Here is a 14,450-nt window from a genome sequence, read left to right on the forward strand (position 1 = left end):
CTCCCACTTTTGTGACCACTTTTTGCACGCTCGGCGCTGCTTCGCCGCGCCTCACGGCAAAAACGTGGGGGAAATATGCGCGCACTCTTCCTGTCGCGCGCCTTCGGCGCGCGGTAGTCATCGTGCGCTACGGCGACTCGACGGCTTCGCCGTCTCGTCGCCGCGAACCGCGCTCGCTACGCTCGCGCGGACAGTAAACCATCACTTCGGCTGATAACACGTCGAAGAACGACGGCTCGAAAAAGAGACCTACGCGGCCGCTTCGTCCCGCATGTCCGGCGGCAACAGGTTCGGGATGCCATCCTCGATGGGGTACTCCTCGCCGCATTCGGTACAGACGAGTCGACCCTCCAGAATCTCGTCGTCGTTCTCGCGGATGACCTCCAGTTCGAGGTCGCTCTTGTCCAGCGGACAGCACAGGATGTCCATCAGCGACTCCTTCATGAACGGACCTGCGTGGGGACCGGCCAAAAGTATGGCGGGTCCGGGCCGTCCGCGGGGGTTTTGCCTCCGGCCGTCGAAACGCGCTCATGGCCGACGGCACCTACACCCTCCTCGTCGAACTCTCCGAGGCCGCGACCATCGAGGTCGGCGCCCTCGGCGAACACCGCTTTCCGTCCGGGTGGTACGCCTACACCGGCAGCGCACTCGGGTCGGGCGGGTTCTCGCGGGTCGACCGCCACTACGAACTCGCCGCCGGGGAGCGGGAGACACGCCACTGGCACATCGATTATTTGCTCGGCCACGAAGCGGCGACGCTTCGGGGCGACGTTCGAACCGTCGATGCGGACGTAGAGTGTGCCGTCGCCGAGCGTCTGCCCGACGGCCCCCTCGAAGGGTTCGGAGCGTCGGACTGTGACTGTTCGAGTCACCTCGCCTACGGTGCCGACGGTGCCGACGGTGGCGAGTTACAACGGACGGTTGCCAGCGCACATCGTGCTGTATCGGAGGACTGAACGCGAGTCATGCCCGCGCAGAGGACGTGACGTAGATGCCGAAAAGCACCACGACACCGCCGAGGACCGTCGTCACCCCCGGCGCTTCGCCGAGGAAGACGAGCGCGAGGACGGTCGCGCCGACGGGTTCGCCGAGCAGCGAGACGCTCACGACCGAAGACTCGACGTGTTCGAGCGCCCAGTTGACGACGGTGTGACCGAAGAGGCCAGGGCCGACTGCCATCGCGAGGAAGATGAGCCACTCCCGTCGCCCGTAGCCGGTCAACTGCTGGCCGTCGACCAACGCGACGACCAGTAGCGTAATCGTACAGGCGGTGTAGACGACGAGAACGTACGGGACGAGGGCGACGCGTTGACGGAGCGACCGCCCAACGAGAACGTAGATGGCGGCCATCAGCGCACCGAGGACGGCCAGAGAGTTGCCGTACAGCGGACGCGACCCCGCGACGACGGCCCCCGAGAGGAACTCCGCGGCCGACATAGCGACGATTCCGAGGACGGCGACGGCGATGCCGAGGGCTTTCCGCGCGCCGATTCGCTCGCTCAACACCAGCGCCGCACCCACTGCGACGAACAGCGGTTGAGACTGAACGAGCGTGACGCTGGCGGCGACGCTGGTCCACGCGAGGCTCTCGAAGTACGCGGTGAAGTGCAAGGCGAGGGCGGCGCCGGTCAGGGTCGCGACGAGGAGGTCACGAGGCTGGAACCGTGCGAACTCGCCCCGGTACCGCGTCAGGAGGAAGGGCGCGACGAGAAGCGTCGTGAGCAGGACTCGGTAGAACGCGAGGACGACCGACGGGGCCGTACTCCATCGGACGAGAACGGCGCTCGTCGACACCGCGAGGATGGCGACGGCGAGGGCGGCCAGCGGAGGCGTCCGTGATTCCAGTCGCGCGAGCACACTCGATGTGGTGATGGAGCGGACTTGTTGGTTCCGGGACGGCGACGGTTTCGCAACCGATTTGCGGGGTCGACTGAAGACGACGATATGGACGACTCCCGCGTCGGTACGCTGTTCGTACTCTGCTCGGGTGCCGGCTTCGGTACGCTGGGCGTCCTCGGCGTCGTCGCGGGCGAGGAGGGACTGTCGATACCGACCGTGCTGTTCTTCCGGTTCGCTCTCGCGACAATCCTCGTCTGGAGCGTTCTCGCGGTTCGTGGGGAACTACGGTTGCTGTCCGGACGAAACCTGCTGGTCGGGTTCGCACTCGGTGCGTTCGGCTACGCCGCGATGAGCGGTCTGTACTTCGTGGGACTGGAGTTCATGACCGCCGGAATGGTCGGCATCGTCCTCTACACCTACCCCGTCTTCGTCCTCGTGTTGGCGGCCGCCTTTCTCGACGAGGTGGTCGACAGACAGCGCATCGCCGCCCTGTTGGTCACGCTGGGCGGTATCGCCCTCATCACGGGTGCCGACCCCGCGGCGGCCGACCCCCGTGGCGTCGGTATTGTCCTCGTGGCGGCCGTCGTCTACGCGACGTACATCACGGTGAGTCGAACGACCCTCACGGACGTGAGCGCGCCGACGCTGACTGCACACGTCCTGCCGGCGGCGGCGTTGACCTTTCTGGTCATCGGCCTCGCGACGAATAGCCTCTCGGTTCCGTCGACTGGCGTCGGATGGGGGGCCGTCGTCGGTATCGCCGTCGTGGCGACGGCAATGCCCATCTTCGCGTTTTTTGCGGGGCTGTCCAGAATCGGCGCCGGTCCGGCCTCGATTCTCAGCGCCGTCGAACCGGTCGTGACGGTCGCGCTGGGGGCGGCGTTCCTCGCCGAACCGGTCTCGGTCGTCGTGTTGGTCGGCGGGGGGTTGGTGTTGGTCGGCGTCGTCCTCGTCACGCGGCGGTAGCCGACGGCCGGCATAACGGACCGGTCTTCCGCGGCAGCAAATTATAATCGCGACGGGGCGAAGCGCAGCACAACGATGCTCGAAGACACGGTGTGTATCGTCTGCGGTGGCGGGCATGGACTCGGCGAGGAGACGGCGGTCGCGATGGCCGAGGAGGGGGCCTCGGTCGTGGTCAACGACCTCGGGGTCGACGTTTCCGGCGAGGGAAGCGACGAACAGCCAGCCGAGGAAACCGTCGAACGAATCGAGGCCGCCGGTGGCGAGGCGACCGCCCACTTCGGCGACGTAACCGACCTCGATTACACCGAAGGGCTCATCGAAGACACCGTCGCCGAGTACGGCGCCGTCCACGGCATCGTCAACTTCGCGGGCGTGTTGCGCGACGGAATGTTGTTCAAGATGTCCGAAGAACAGTTCGATACGGTCGTCGACGTACATCTGAAGGGTCACTTCTCGCTGCTTCGGAACGCCGCCAGCCACTGGCGACAGCGACACAAGGCCGAGGGCGGCTTCGACCGCGAGCGGTCATTCGTCTGTCTCTCCAGTGGCGTCTCCGTCGGCAACGTCGGACAGGCGAACTACTCGGCGGCGAAGGCGGGGATTCTCGGGTTGATGCGAACCGCGGCGCTGGAACTGGACCAGTACGACGTTCGCGTCAACGCGATGTGGCCGACAGCGGTCACTCGGTTGACCGAGGACCTCCCGGCGATGGTCGCCGCCGACCCCGATGACCTCGGGCCTCAACACGTCACGGGCGTTCCCGTTTTCCTCTCGAGTGAGGCCGCCGAGGGCGTCACGGGCTGTACGCTGGCCGTCGCCGGCGACAGCGTCTCCATCGTCTCTGACCCCGAACGTGAGCGAACTCTGTCGACGGATAGCGACGGCGGCTGGTCGGCCACTGAGTTGGCCGAGCGCTGGTCGGAGTTGACCGACGGCTTCGAGACGACGCGGTTGAACAGCGGCTGGTAGCTACTCCAGCAGTTCCTTCGTCTTCTTGTGTCGGCCCCGGAACATCGGCTCGAAACCGACCCATCCGAGCGGCGACGCCGCACGTCCGAGGGCGCCGCCGGGGAGTTCGTACTCCACGCGGTCGGAGACGATGGTTCCGTCGCCGTCGGCGAAGAACCGGTGGGTGTGTTCCCACGTCGGGAACGGACCCTCCTCCATCACGTCGTGGAACATCGCGGCGCCGTCGTCCTCGGTGCGTTCGGTGACGACCGAGGTCCAGTGTTGTCGCGGGCCGACGCCGAAGGGACGCATCGACATCTCGATTCGGGACCCATCCTCCAAAATCTCCGGGTCCGTGTCGCCGTCTGGGCCGATGACGCGTTCGATTTCGAGGTTCATGAAGTCGGGCGTCAGCGCATCGAGCCCGTCGATAGTGGCGTGAAACGCCCACACGTCCTCGAAGGGGGCATCGACGAACGTCTCGCGTCGGTAGATAGCCATACCTCACGAAGGGGCGCCAACGGCAAAACGGCACGGGCGGCGGAAATCGACGGTTGGACCGAGAGGGCGGTCACTTCAGCCGCTCTTGGAGGAAGGAGGGGTGGGCGGCTTCGACGCCGTCGAGCGAGAGGATGTCCTCGCGGATGACGTCGCCGACTGCGTCGCCATCGGAGGCACGCACCTCGGCCATCAGCATGTGGTCACCACTCGAGGTGTACAGCGACTCGACCGCATCGAGGTTCTTCAGTTCCTGTGTCACCTCGACGTACCGTTCGCTGGCCACATCGATACCGACCAGTGCGATGGATTTCCCGGAGAGTTTCTTCGGGTCGATGTCGGCCGAGTAGCCGACGATGACCCCCTCGGACTCCAGTTTCTCGATGTACTTTCGGACCGTCGGCTTCGATACCTCCGCACGGTCTGCGATTTCAGCGTAGGAGGCCTGGGCGTCGTCCTCAAGGACGGCGAGTATTCGGTCCTCCGTCTCCGCGCTCATGGGGGTATCTTTTCCGTCCGTGAAAAAATATCTTCCGAAGAAGAAAACCGGCCCGGAGTGGCGAAGCAAGGGCGAAACAACACTTGTTTTCTGTTTACAACTATTGACCAGTCAGGAAGAATTCCTAACAACGGTAACAGCATGGGGTATCCTTAAGTCCCTGCCGACAGCAGAATCGGCCGTATGACTATCGACGCCATCGACCGAGTGACGGTTCTCGGCGCGGGAAGCATGGGACACGGTATCACTGAGGTCGTTGCCCTGGCGGGGTATCAGGTGACGATGCGCGACATCGAACAAGAGTTGGTCGACGAGGGCTACGAGGACATCGAGTGGTCCCTGGAGAAGCTCGCCGAAAAAGGCCTCGTCGACCAGACGCCCGCCGACGTGATGGAGCGAATCGACACCGCAGTCGACCTCGAAACCGCCACCGAGGACGCCGACCTCGTCATCGAGGCTGCCCCCGAGCAGATGGAAATCAAGAAGGACATCTTCGGGCAACTCGACGAGTACACACCCGAGGACGCCATCCTCGCGTCGAACACCTCCTCGCTGTCGATTACGGAAATCGCCACCGCCACCGACCGCCCCGAACAGGTCTGTGGGATGCACTTCTTCAACCCGCCGGTGAAGATGGAACTCGTCGAGGTCATCTACGGCGACGAGACGACCGACGACACTGCCGAGACGGCCTACGAGTTCGTCGAGAGCATCGACAAGACGCCCATCTACGTCCGCAAGGACGTCAACGGCTTCGTCGTCAACTCGGTGCTCGGCCCGTTCGGCGACGAGGCCGCCTGGATGGCAAGCGAGGACGTCGCAAGCGTCGAGGAAATCGACGCCGCGATGGTCCACCAGCGTGGCTACCCGATGGGCCCGTTCGAACTGTCGGACATGACGGGCATCGACATCGGCTACCACGTCCGCAAGGAGGCCGGTAAACCCATCCCGCCCATCGTCGAGGAGAAAGTCGAAGCCGAGGAACTCGGCCAGAAGACCGGCAAGGGCTACTACGACTACGAAGACGGCGAGGGAACGACCTACGAGGCCGGTCAGGGCGAGGGCGTCGACTGGCTCCGTATCGAGTCCCGTATCGTCAACGAGGCCGCGAAACTCATCGGCAACGACGTGGCCACCGCAGAAGCCATCGACACCGGGCTCCGGCTCGGCGCCGGCTTCCCCGAGGGGCCGTGTCGCCGTGCCGACAAAATCGGCCTCGACACCGTCTTGGAGAAACTCGACGACCTCCACGAGGAGTACGGCGAGGAACGCTACGATGCCGCCGACTATCTGCGCGAGTTGGTCGAAGAAGGCAACACCGGCGAAGACGCAGGAGCGGGCTTCTACGACTACGGCGACTCCGCCGAGCGCGACTACACGACCATCAACCACACACTGGGCGACGACGGCCTGCTGGAAATCGAACTCGACCGACAGGCCCGGATGAACGCGCTCAACGGGGACATGATGGACGAAATCGTCCACCTCTTGGAGAACGTCGACATCGACGAGGTCCGGGCGGTCACCTTCGAAGGCGCGGGCGACCGCGCGTTCTGTGCCGGCGCCGACATCACCGGCTTCGCGGGCATCGAGCCCCACGAGGTCGAGGTGACGCCCGTCTTCCAGACGGTCAACGACTTCCCGCGACCGACGCTGGCGAAAATCGACGGCTACTGTCTCGGCGGCGGCAACGAACTCGCACTCGCCTGTGACCTCCGTATCGCCACCGAGGATTCGGAGTTCGGTTTCCCCGAAATCAACCTCGGTCTGATTCCGGGCGGTGGCGGCACCCAGCGTGCGATGCGAATGCTCACCGAAGCACGAGCGAAGGAACTCGTCTTCCGTGGCAACCGCATCGACGGCGAACTCGCCGAGGAGTGGGGACTCATCAACCGCGCAGTCGAGGAAGACGAGTTCGAGGAGACCGTCGAGGAGTACGTCTCCGACCTCGTTTCCGGCCCGCCCATCGCCCTCCGGAAGGCCAAGAAGGTGATGAACGAGGGTCGCGACCAGGACATCTCCGCCGGTCTCGAACTCGAATCGCAGGCCTTCGGCCTGCTACTCTCGACCGACGACATGATGGAAGGCGCCTCCGCGTTCATGGAGGATCGCGAACCCGAGTTCGAGGGCAAATGAGCGACTGCGAGGCGACCGCGTCGGACGGCGAACGCGACGACGCACTGGAGCGTGCGCTCCGCGAACACGGCCTCTTCGAGTGGCTGAACCTCGACATCGACGTCGTCGAACCCGGCCGCGTCGTCTTCGAGTTGCCGTTCGACGAGAAGTTCGCCAACCTCGCCTCCGGTACCGTCCACGGCGGCGTCACGGCGACGGTCATCGACACCGCCTCCGGCTTTGCCCTGCGGTCGACGTTCGACGACCCCGCGACCGCACGGCTGACGACGACGGACCTCAACGTCAGATACGTCCGCCCCGCACGGAACGACCTCCGAGTCGAGGCCGAAGTCGTCCGCTCGGGCGGGTCGATGGGGTTCACCGAAAGCGAGGTTACGACCGTCCACGAGGGCGAAGAGAAAGTCGTCGCCACCGGCGGCACCAGCTACAGACTGTTCAGAGAATGAGCCAGCAAGACACAGACGACGTGAGCGTCTTCGAAGACATCGAAGAGGGAGACACGGACGTCACGCAGGGACGAACCATCACCGAGGCCGACGTGACGAACTTCGCCGGCATCTCGGGGGACTTCAACCACCTCCACACCGACGAGGAGCGGATGGGCGACTCCATGTTCGGCGAGCGAATCGCCCACGGCATGCTCGTCGTCAGTGCAGCGACGGGGCTGTTGTGGCAGTCCCGAACGCCCGAAGAGCGGGAGGCCGTCGTCGCCTTCTACGGCATGGACGAACTCCGGTTCCGACAGCCGGTGTACATCGGCGACACCATCCGCGTCGAAACCGAGGTGCTGGAGACCCGCGAGAAGCCCGACGGCCCCGGCAACGGGACGGTCCGAAACGCCGTCGAAATCAAAAATCAGCGCGACCAGACGGTCATCTCCTGTGAGATGACCTCGCTGATGAAGTAGTCACGCCGACCGCTCTCGTTTTAGTAGTTCGTCGATGGCGCTCCGTTCGGGCAGCGACGGCACGACACCGCGTTCGGTACAGGCGAGTGCGCCGGCGGCGATGCCGCGTTCGGTCGCCGCGAGGTGGCTCAACCCGTTCCCGCGGGCGACCGCGAAGGCGGCGTTGAACGCGTCGCCGGCGCCAGTCGTATCGACCACGTCGACGGGAATCGGGTCAACCGCGGTGGCGTCGTCGTCGGTCACCACGAGCGCGCCGTCGGCTCCGAGCGTCACGACCACCGCGTCGGGCCCGCGGTCGAGAACGGCTCGTGCAGCCGTCTCCTCGTCGATATCGGCGTCGGGTTCGTGGCCCGCCAGCAGTCGGACCTCGCTTTCGTTCGGCGTGAGAATCGACACGTCCTGCAGAAATACATCGGGGAGGTCCCGGTAGGGCGCGGGGTCGACGACGACTTCGGCCCCGGTCGCTGCTCCACATGACACCGCTTCGGTCACGGCACTAATCGGCGTCTCCAGCTGCGTCAACAGCACGTCACAGCCATCGATGACGCCTGCAGACTGGACCGTCTCGGCGTCGAGGTCGTCGTTCGCCCCGGAAGCGACGGCGATGGCGTTCTCACCGCTTTCTTCGACGTGGATGAGTGCGACACCGGTCGCAGTCTCGACCGACGAGACGGCGGCGTCGATGCCTTCCTCGGCCCACAGTTCACGTGCGTACTCGCCGAAGCGGTCGTCACCGACCGCGCCGACGAAGGCCACGTCGCCACCGCTGCGGGCGGCGGCGATGGCCTGATTCGACCCTTTGCCACCGGCGTGTTCCTGAAAATCCTCGCCGGAGGCCGTCTCACCGGGAACCGGAAGCGACGGCACGGTAACCGACATGTCGTGGTTGTAGGAGCCGACGGCGGCGATTCGAGGGGGGTCAGTCATACCGAACCGACAGCGGCGGCGCTGAAAAGCGTGATGACGGGACTCGGGATGCGAGCATCCGCGAGCGAAGCGAGCGGTTTTCTGAAAAGAGCGCGAAGCGATCTTTTCGCATACTACAGGAGCTCTGCTCCTGTGTAGCTCGCAAATCTTCGATTTGCTTACTGACGAAAGACGCCCACGGCGTCTTTCGAACCACACCGGCGACGAGGCCGAAGGCCGAGTCGCCGGATGGTTTTTCCCCAAGTTTTTGCGGGAGGGGGTTCCCCGCAGCGACCGAAGGGAGCGAGGAAACCCCTCTCGTAAAAAGTGGGTTGTTAGTACTCTTCGTAGGCCAGATTCATCACCCAATGCGAGAAGGCGTCGCTTTGGGCGTCGGCCTCCTCGTCGCCGACGAACGGCGAGAGCATGTCGCCGGCCATCAGCAGCGAGAAGTCGAGGTCCTTCGGGTCGCGAACCGGCGTGATGTAGTAGGTGTTGTGCCCCTCATAGACGGTGTCCTCGCGTTCGACGAGGCCCTTCTCCTCAAGGGAGTCGATGATACGGCTCCCCTTCCGGGAGTCGACGTCGAGTTCCTTCCAGAAGTCGCTCTGGTGGATGCCACCGGTCGACCGAATCAGTTCGAGCCCCGCTCGTTCGGCCTCCGTGAGCTCCTGCTCCTCGTCGGCGGTGGTACTCATTGTTCTTCCCTCCGCCGGCGAGCCGTTTAAATCCTGCTTTCGGTCGGTTCGTACGGCGTCTCACACGGCGGGCCGTCGGCGAACTCGAAGACACGGTCCCCGCCGAGTCGGACGAGCGAGGACGACCGGGTTCCGAAGCCGTCGCCGTGGATGCAGGCGCCGAACTCGTGGTCGCCGAGTATCTCGCCGGCCCGACGCGTCCACGCTTCGGCTGTTTCGCCGTCTCTCGGCTGGAGTTCCGCCCGGATGCGGTCGGCGTTGTTCGCCTGCTGGCGTCCCGCTTCGGGTCGCATCGGTGGGACGAACCACTCGCCGTCGAAGCCGACGTTGACGACGATGTGGACGCCAGGGTCGAGTTCAGTCACTCGGCGCACGTCGCCCCACTCGATGAGTAGGGCATCTTCGCCGTCGGCCGCCAGCAGATGGAGGGGGGCGTACTCCCTGGCGTCGAGTTCGGCTTCCACGCGGTCGATAGCGGCGCTTGCGGTCGGTTCCGAAAGCGCGTCGTCGACGAGGAGGCCACGGGAACGGTCGCCTTCGCCCTCGACCCACCGGTTCGTGATGGCGACGAGAACGCCGTCTTCGTTGTACCCCAGCCACGTCCCGCCGGCCTCTTCGTCACGAGGGGCGACGATTCGGGGGTCACCCTCCCGGACCACAGGCGGCGTCGACGGGCGTCCGAACGCCTCGTCGCGGTTGGCCGCGACACAGACGGGTGCTTCCTCGAAGACCTGCCACGCGACGATGAGTGTACACACGGGAGGCGGTAGGTCCGCCTCGAAAATAAAGCCGCCTCCGGTTCAGGCATCGTCGGCCGCTTCCAGGGTCGTCCGAACGGCCTCGCGGTCGACGGTTCCCGAGGCCGTCCGCGGCAGCGAGTCGGCGAATCCGACCGTCCGGGGGAGTTTGTAGCCGGCGAGGTGTCCCCGACAGTGCTCTCGGAGGGCGTCGGCGGCCACCTCCGTACCGTCGGCGAGGACGACCAATGCAGCGACGCGTTCGCCCCACTCCTCGTCGTCGAGGCCGACGACGGCCGCGTCGTCGACGGCCGGGTGGTCTCGGAGCGCGGCGACGACCTCGCTTGGGTCGACGTTCTCCCCGCCGGTGACGATTGTGTCGTCGACGCGGGCGTGGACGTACACCCGGCCGGCCTCGTCGCGGTGGCCCACGTCGCCGGTTCGGAGTCCGCCGTTGGTGAACGCGTCCCGCGTCGCCGCGTCGTCGAGATACCCCGGCGTCACCATCGGCCCGGCGACGACGAGTTCGCCCGTCTCACCGGGGCGACACACCGCGCCGGCGTCGTCGACGACGGTCACCTCCGCGAACATGAGCGGGTTGCCGACCGTATCGGGGTGTCGGCGGGACTGTTCCGGCGTCGCGGTGGCGATTTGGGAGGCCGCCTCCGTCATTCCGTAGGTGGGAGCGACCGGAACACCCCGGTCGTGGGCGCGAGCGAGCAATTCGGGCGGACAGGCGGCCCCGCCCAAGAGTACAAACCGGCAATCGGGAAACTCGCCGGCGTCGAGCATCCGGTCGAGCATCGTCGGGACCAGCGAGACGCAAGTGGCTCCGGCCTGCCGCATCACCTCGGCGGTCCCCTCGGGGTCGAAACCACGTTGGACCGACAGAGAAGAGCCGTACAGCACCGACCGGTAGACCGGTGCCAACCCGCCCATGTGATACATCGGAAGCGTGACGTGCCAACAGTCGTCGCCGCCGACGCCGAGGCGGAAGGCGGAGGCGGTCGCACTCGCCAGTACGTTCGCCAGCGTGAGCACGACCCCCTTCGGGTCGCCCGTCGTCCCCGAGGTAAACATGACGACCAGCGGGTGGTCGGGTTCCCACTCCGGGAGGTCGAACGGCTCCGGCTGGATGCTTTCGACCCGTTCGGCGCCAGCGGCCGGCTCGTCGAAGGACAGAACAGTGGTGTCGTCCTGTTCGGTCGCTTCGACCGCATCGATAACCGCCCGCTCGGTCCCCGACTCAGAGGCCACGGCCGCAGGGTCGATTCGTTCGAGCCGGACGGCGAGTTCCTCAGCAGTCAGCCGTGCGTTGAGCGGAACGAGTACGGCTCCGAGTCGCTGTGCGGCGTGGACGGCTTCGAGGAACTCGACTCGGGTCTCGGCACACACGGCGAGGGCGTCGTCGACGCCGACGCCGCGGGCGGCGAGGCGGCCGGCCAACACCTCGACCCGCTCGTTGAGGTCCGCGTAACTCCGGGTAGTCGCCACGTCGCCACCGGCGGCTACTGCGGTCGCCGCGGGCGTCCCGTTCGCTCGTGTGGCCAGCCAATCTCGCATCTCCGTCGCCCGATTCACGATGGGGGAATATTGCCTTTTCCCTGTGGAACGGCCATCGACCCCTCGTCGGCGACCGCCATATCCGGTCGAAGGTCCTCGGCGAGCAACCCACCGGTCGCCAGCCCACAGGGCCGGACATCGGGTATCGACGCCGCGAGATGGACCGCACCAGCGCGGGCGACCGCACCATCAATGGTCGTCGTGATGATGGGGTCGACGCCCCCAGCGCGCGCCTGTAGAGCGATTTCTCGCGCTCGGTCGACACCACCCAGCGCCATCGGCTTACAGACGACGACATCTGCCGCATCCGCTTCGAGGATAGCGTCGAGACCATGTTCGAGAAGTCCCTCGTCGAGGCCGACTCCAACCTCGCCACCGCGGAGTGCGGCGTGTCCGGTGAGGGTGTCGGCTGACAGCGGCTGTTCGACGAAGGACACGTCGAACCCCGCGAACGCCTCGAAGGCGCGTTCGGCGGTCGGTTGGTCCCAGGCACCGTTGGCGTCCGCCCGGAGTTCGACATCGGGACAGGCGTCCCGAACCGCCTCGATTCGCTCGATGTCCGCCGTGAGCGACCGAGCACCGACTTTCACTTTCAGCGCCGGGTAGCCGTCGGCGACGGCCTGTTCGGCGGCCGTGGCAGTGTCGGCTGGCGTTGCGTCGCCGAGAGTCGCGTTGACCGGGACGCTCTCGACGCCCTTCTCGCCGCCGAGATAGCGGTACAGCGGCTCCTCTGCCGTGCGCGCACGAGCATCCAGTACCGCGAGCGAGACGCCGTGTCGCGCCGCCGGCGTTTCGCCGAGGGAGACGAGAGCCTCCTCTGGGTCCGAGACGGATTCGAGCGCGGCGGCACACGCAGAGCGCGATTCGGTCCAGCCGGCAAGCGGTGTCGCCTCTCCGACGCCCGGAATGCCGTCGAGTTCGAGTTTCACGAGGAACCCGTCCCGGCGCTCGATACTGCCGGCGGCGGTGTCCAGCGGGCGGGCCAACGGGAGTGAGAATCGGTCAACTCTCATACCAACGCCGGTGCTGCGAGGCCGATGGCGAAGGCCAGCGAGTGGACGAACAGGAGTTGGCCCGTCCGTTCCAGCGCCGGGTTGAGCGCCTCGCCGTCTTCGTGGCTCCAGACGGTTCCGCCGAGCGAGACGGCGAGGGGGGCAGTCAACAGCGGAAGGAGGACTGCGAGGCCGTATCCATCAGCCCAGAACACCACCGGAACGGCGTAGGCCATTCCGACCAACGCGGTCCACTCGATTCGGCTGAGTCGGTAGCCGAGCATAACGGCGAGTGTCCGCTTTCCGGCGGCGGCGTCGGTCTCGCGGTCACGGATGTTGTTGACGACGAGGATGGCAGTCGACAGCCCCGCGACGGGGAGTGCGGCAACGACCGCCCGAACGGGCACCGTTCCCTCGGGAAGCCACAGCGGGAACGGCGCAGCCGCGTAGGTGACGGCCTGGACGTAGTACGTTCCCGCGACCGCGACGAGACCGAAGAAGACGAACACGAACACGTCACCGAGTCCGCGGTAGCCGTACGGCAGCGGGCCACCGGTGTAGGTGATGCCCGCAGCCACGCTGGCGAGGCCGATAACGAGGATGGGAACGCCACCGAGATACACGAGATAGACGCCCACGAGGATGGCGAGACCGAAGGTTGCATACATCGCCCGTTTGACCGACTGTGGCTCGATGATACCGCCGGCAGTCACGCGGGTGAACCCCTCGCGGTCCTCGGTGTCGGCGCCGCGAACGGCGTCGTAGTAGTCGTTGGCGAAGTTCGTCCCGATTTGGAGGAGCAACGCCCCGACGAGGGCGAACGCAGCCGACACCGGTGCGAAGAAATCGTCGTGAATCGCCAGCCCCGTCCCGACGATGACCGGCGCCGCTCCCGCCGGCAACGTCTGCGGGCGGGCCGCCATCAGCCACGCTTTCGTGGGTGAAACCGCCTCAGTCATTGTCGGTACTGCGTCCGGGAAGGGTATAATGTCGGGTGGTCCGAGTCGACGGCTCGCAGTTCTCGGATAGCGGCGCTATCTGTGGTGAAAAAACGGAGAAGGTGTCGGGAGTCGTGAAGACCGCTTACGCCGAGCTGCCGGTCGCGTCGTCGGTCGCGTCTTCGACCTGTTCGGCAGCGTCCTGAACCTGCTCGGAGACGTCGTCGATTTGCTCCTGCAGCGTGTCGGCGCCTTCCTCGAGTTGGTTCTGGATGTTGTCGAGTTGCTCGTCGAGTTGGTCCTGGAACTCCTCGGAGCGCTCGTCGAGCTGCTCCTGGAGGTCCTCGATGGACTCCTGAAGGTTTTCGAGGGCGTCGACGGTCTGGTCTTCGAGGTCCTCGCTGGCCTCGAGCAGTTGGGACACTTGCTCGTCGAGGGTTTCGAGGAAGTCCTCGAGGAGTTCGTCGACAGACTCGTGGCCGTCGTCGAGGTTCTCCTCGATGGTGTCGAAGGCATCCGACTGGTTGGCTTCGAGTTCGTCGAGCTGTTCGTCGAGGGTCTCACGAACGTCCGCGAGCACGTCTTGGTCGCCGGGGACGGCCGACTCGACGGCGTCGAAGTAGGCGTCGACGCCCGTGCGGACGAGGTCGCTGCTGCGTTCCGAGAACTCTCGGGTCGTGTCGAAGCTCTCGACGAGGCGCTCGTTGACGTTCTGCTGGAACTCGACGCCGGTCTCGATGGCGCTTTGGGTCTGTTCGAGGGTGCTGCGCTGGAGGCTGAACATCGTGCTGACCGCGGAGTCGTTTTGGCTCATTGTAATTGA

At 65.7% G+C, this 14,450-nt stretch carries 17 protein-coding genes; 6 read left to right on the forward strand and 11 right to left on the reverse strand.

Annotation, left to right across the window (positions count from 1 at the left end; genetic code table 11):
* Positions 1-249: 249 nt before the first annotated feature.
* Positions 250-444: a methytransferase partner Trm112 gene (locus tag NMP98_RS06505; protein WP_156710009.1), complete on the reverse strand. Its 195-nt coding sequence runs from the start codon at positions 442-444 to the stop codon at positions 250-252.
* 86 nt (positions 445-530) lie between these two features.
* On the opposite strand from NMP98_RS06505, the gene NMP98_RS06510 reads away from it, so the two are divergent.
* Positions 531-956 (forward strand): GIY-YIG nuclease family protein, encoded by a 426-nt coding sequence (locus tag NMP98_RS06510; protein ID WP_254860723.1) that lies wholly within the window; start codon positions 531-533, stop codon positions 954-956.
* Between the two features lie 7 nt (positions 957-963).
* On the opposite strand, the gene NMP98_RS06515 is transcribed toward NMP98_RS06510, so the two are convergent.
* On the reverse strand, positions 964-1,857 hold the full coding sequence (locus tag NMP98_RS06515) for a DMT family transporter (RefSeq protein WP_254860724.1): 894 nt from the start codon (positions 1,855-1,857) through the stop codon (positions 964-966).
* Positions 1,858-1,944: 87 nt separating this feature from the next.
* Here NMP98_RS06515 and NMP98_RS06520 point away from each other — a divergent pair, with 87 nt between their 5' ends.
* Positions 1,945-2,805 (forward strand): DMT family transporter, encoded by an 861-nt coding sequence (locus NMP98_RS06520; RefSeq protein WP_254860725.1) that lies wholly within the window; start codon positions 1,945-1,947, stop codon positions 2,803-2,805.
* 75 nt (positions 2,806-2,880) lie between these two features.
* Positions 2,881-3,774, forward strand: coding sequence for an SDR family NAD(P)-dependent oxidoreductase (locus NMP98_RS06525; protein WP_254860726.1), 894 nt, complete (start codon positions 2,881-2,883; stop codon positions 3,772-3,774).
* Here the strand turns inward: NMP98_RS06525 and NMP98_RS06530 are convergent, their stop codons facing one another.
* Positions 3,775-4,254 (reverse strand): SRPBCC family protein, encoded by a 480-nt coding sequence (locus NMP98_RS06530; protein ID WP_254860727.1) that lies wholly within the window; start codon positions 4,252-4,254, stop codon positions 3,775-3,777.
* Positions 4,255-4,324: 70 nt separating this feature from the next.
* Entirely contained in the window at positions 4,325-4,750 is a 426-nt protein-coding gene (gene lrpA1 / locus NMP98_RS06535) for an HTH-type transcriptional regulator LrpA1 (RefSeq protein ID WP_156710014.1), read from the reverse strand.
* A gap of 183 nt (positions 4,751-4,933) precedes the next feature.
* Here lrpA1 and NMP98_RS06540 point away from each other — a divergent pair, with 183 nt between their 5' ends.
* Genes NMP98_RS06540 through NMP98_RS06550 form a run of 3 tightly spaced genes read left to right on the forward strand, consistent with a single transcriptional unit; the run spans position 4,934 to position 7,793 of the window.
* Positions 4,934-6,886 carry a 3-hydroxyacyl-CoA dehydrogenase/enoyl-CoA hydratase family protein gene (locus NMP98_RS06540; RefSeq protein ID WP_254860728.1) on the forward strand — a complete coding sequence of 651 codons (1,953 nt, stop codon included), beginning with the start codon at positions 4,934-4,936 and terminating at the stop codon, positions 6,884-6,886.
* Entirely contained in the window at positions 6,883-7,332 is a 450-nt protein-coding gene (locus tag NMP98_RS06545) for a PaaI family thioesterase (RefSeq protein WP_156710016.1), read from the forward strand. The genes NMP98_RS06540 and NMP98_RS06545 overlap by 4 nt, the downstream gene beginning before the upstream one ends.
* The gene (locus NMP98_RS06550; protein ID WP_254860729.1) at positions 7,329-7,793 is read left to right on the forward strand and encodes a MaoC family dehydratase; all 465 of its coding nucleotides are present in this window, start codon (positions 7,329-7,331) and stop codon (positions 7,791-7,793) included. The genes NMP98_RS06545 and NMP98_RS06550 overlap by 4 nt, the downstream gene beginning before the upstream one ends.
* On the opposite strand, the gene NMP98_RS06555 is transcribed toward NMP98_RS06550, so the two are convergent.
* From NMP98_RS06555 to NMP98_RS06585, 7 genes are all read right to left on the reverse strand, one after another.
* On the reverse strand, positions 7,794-8,720 hold the full coding sequence (locus tag NMP98_RS06555; protein WP_254860730.1) for a ribokinase: 927 nt from the start codon (positions 8,718-8,720) through the stop codon (positions 7,794-7,796).
* Between the two features lie 314 nt (positions 8,721-9,034).
* Positions 9,035-9,397 (reverse strand): helix-turn-helix transcriptional regulator, encoded by a 363-nt coding sequence (locus NMP98_RS06560; RefSeq protein ID WP_156710019.1) that lies wholly within the window; start codon positions 9,395-9,397, stop codon positions 9,035-9,037.
* Between the two features lie 26 nt (positions 9,398-9,423).
* Positions 9,424-10,155 (reverse strand): NRDE family protein, encoded by a 732-nt coding sequence (locus NMP98_RS06565; protein WP_254860731.1) that lies wholly within the window; start codon positions 10,153-10,155, stop codon positions 9,424-9,426.
* Positions 10,156-10,197: 42 nt separating this feature from the next.
* On the reverse strand, positions 10,198-11,697 hold the full coding sequence (gene menE / locus NMP98_RS06570) for an o-succinylbenzoate--CoA ligase (RefSeq protein WP_254860732.1): 1,500 nt from the start codon (positions 11,695-11,697) through the stop codon (positions 10,198-10,200).
* Between the two features lie 14 nt (positions 11,698-11,711).
* Entirely contained in the window at positions 11,712-12,710 is a 999-nt protein-coding gene (locus tag NMP98_RS06575) for a mandelate racemase/muconate lactonizing enzyme family protein (RefSeq protein WP_254860733.1), read from the reverse strand.
* Positions 12,707-13,648 carry a 1,4-dihydroxy-2-naphthoate polyprenyltransferase gene (locus NMP98_RS06580; protein WP_254860734.1) on the reverse strand — a complete coding sequence of 314 codons (942 nt, stop codon included), beginning with the start codon at positions 13,646-13,648 and terminating at the stop codon, positions 12,707-12,709. The genes NMP98_RS06575 and NMP98_RS06580 overlap by 4 nt, the downstream gene beginning before the upstream one ends.
* 124 nt (positions 13,649-13,772) lie before the next feature.
* Entirely contained in the window at positions 13,773-14,441 is a 669-nt protein-coding gene (locus NMP98_RS06585) for an apolipoprotein A1/A4/E family protein (RefSeq protein ID WP_254860735.1), read from the reverse strand.
* Positions 14,442-14,450 lie beyond the last annotated feature (9 nt).

It is taken from the genome of Natronomonas gomsonensis (genome assembly GCF_024300825.1).
Classification (GTDB): Archaea; Halobacteriota; Halobacteria; order Halobacteriales; family Haloarculaceae; genus Natronomonas; species Natronomonas gomsonensis.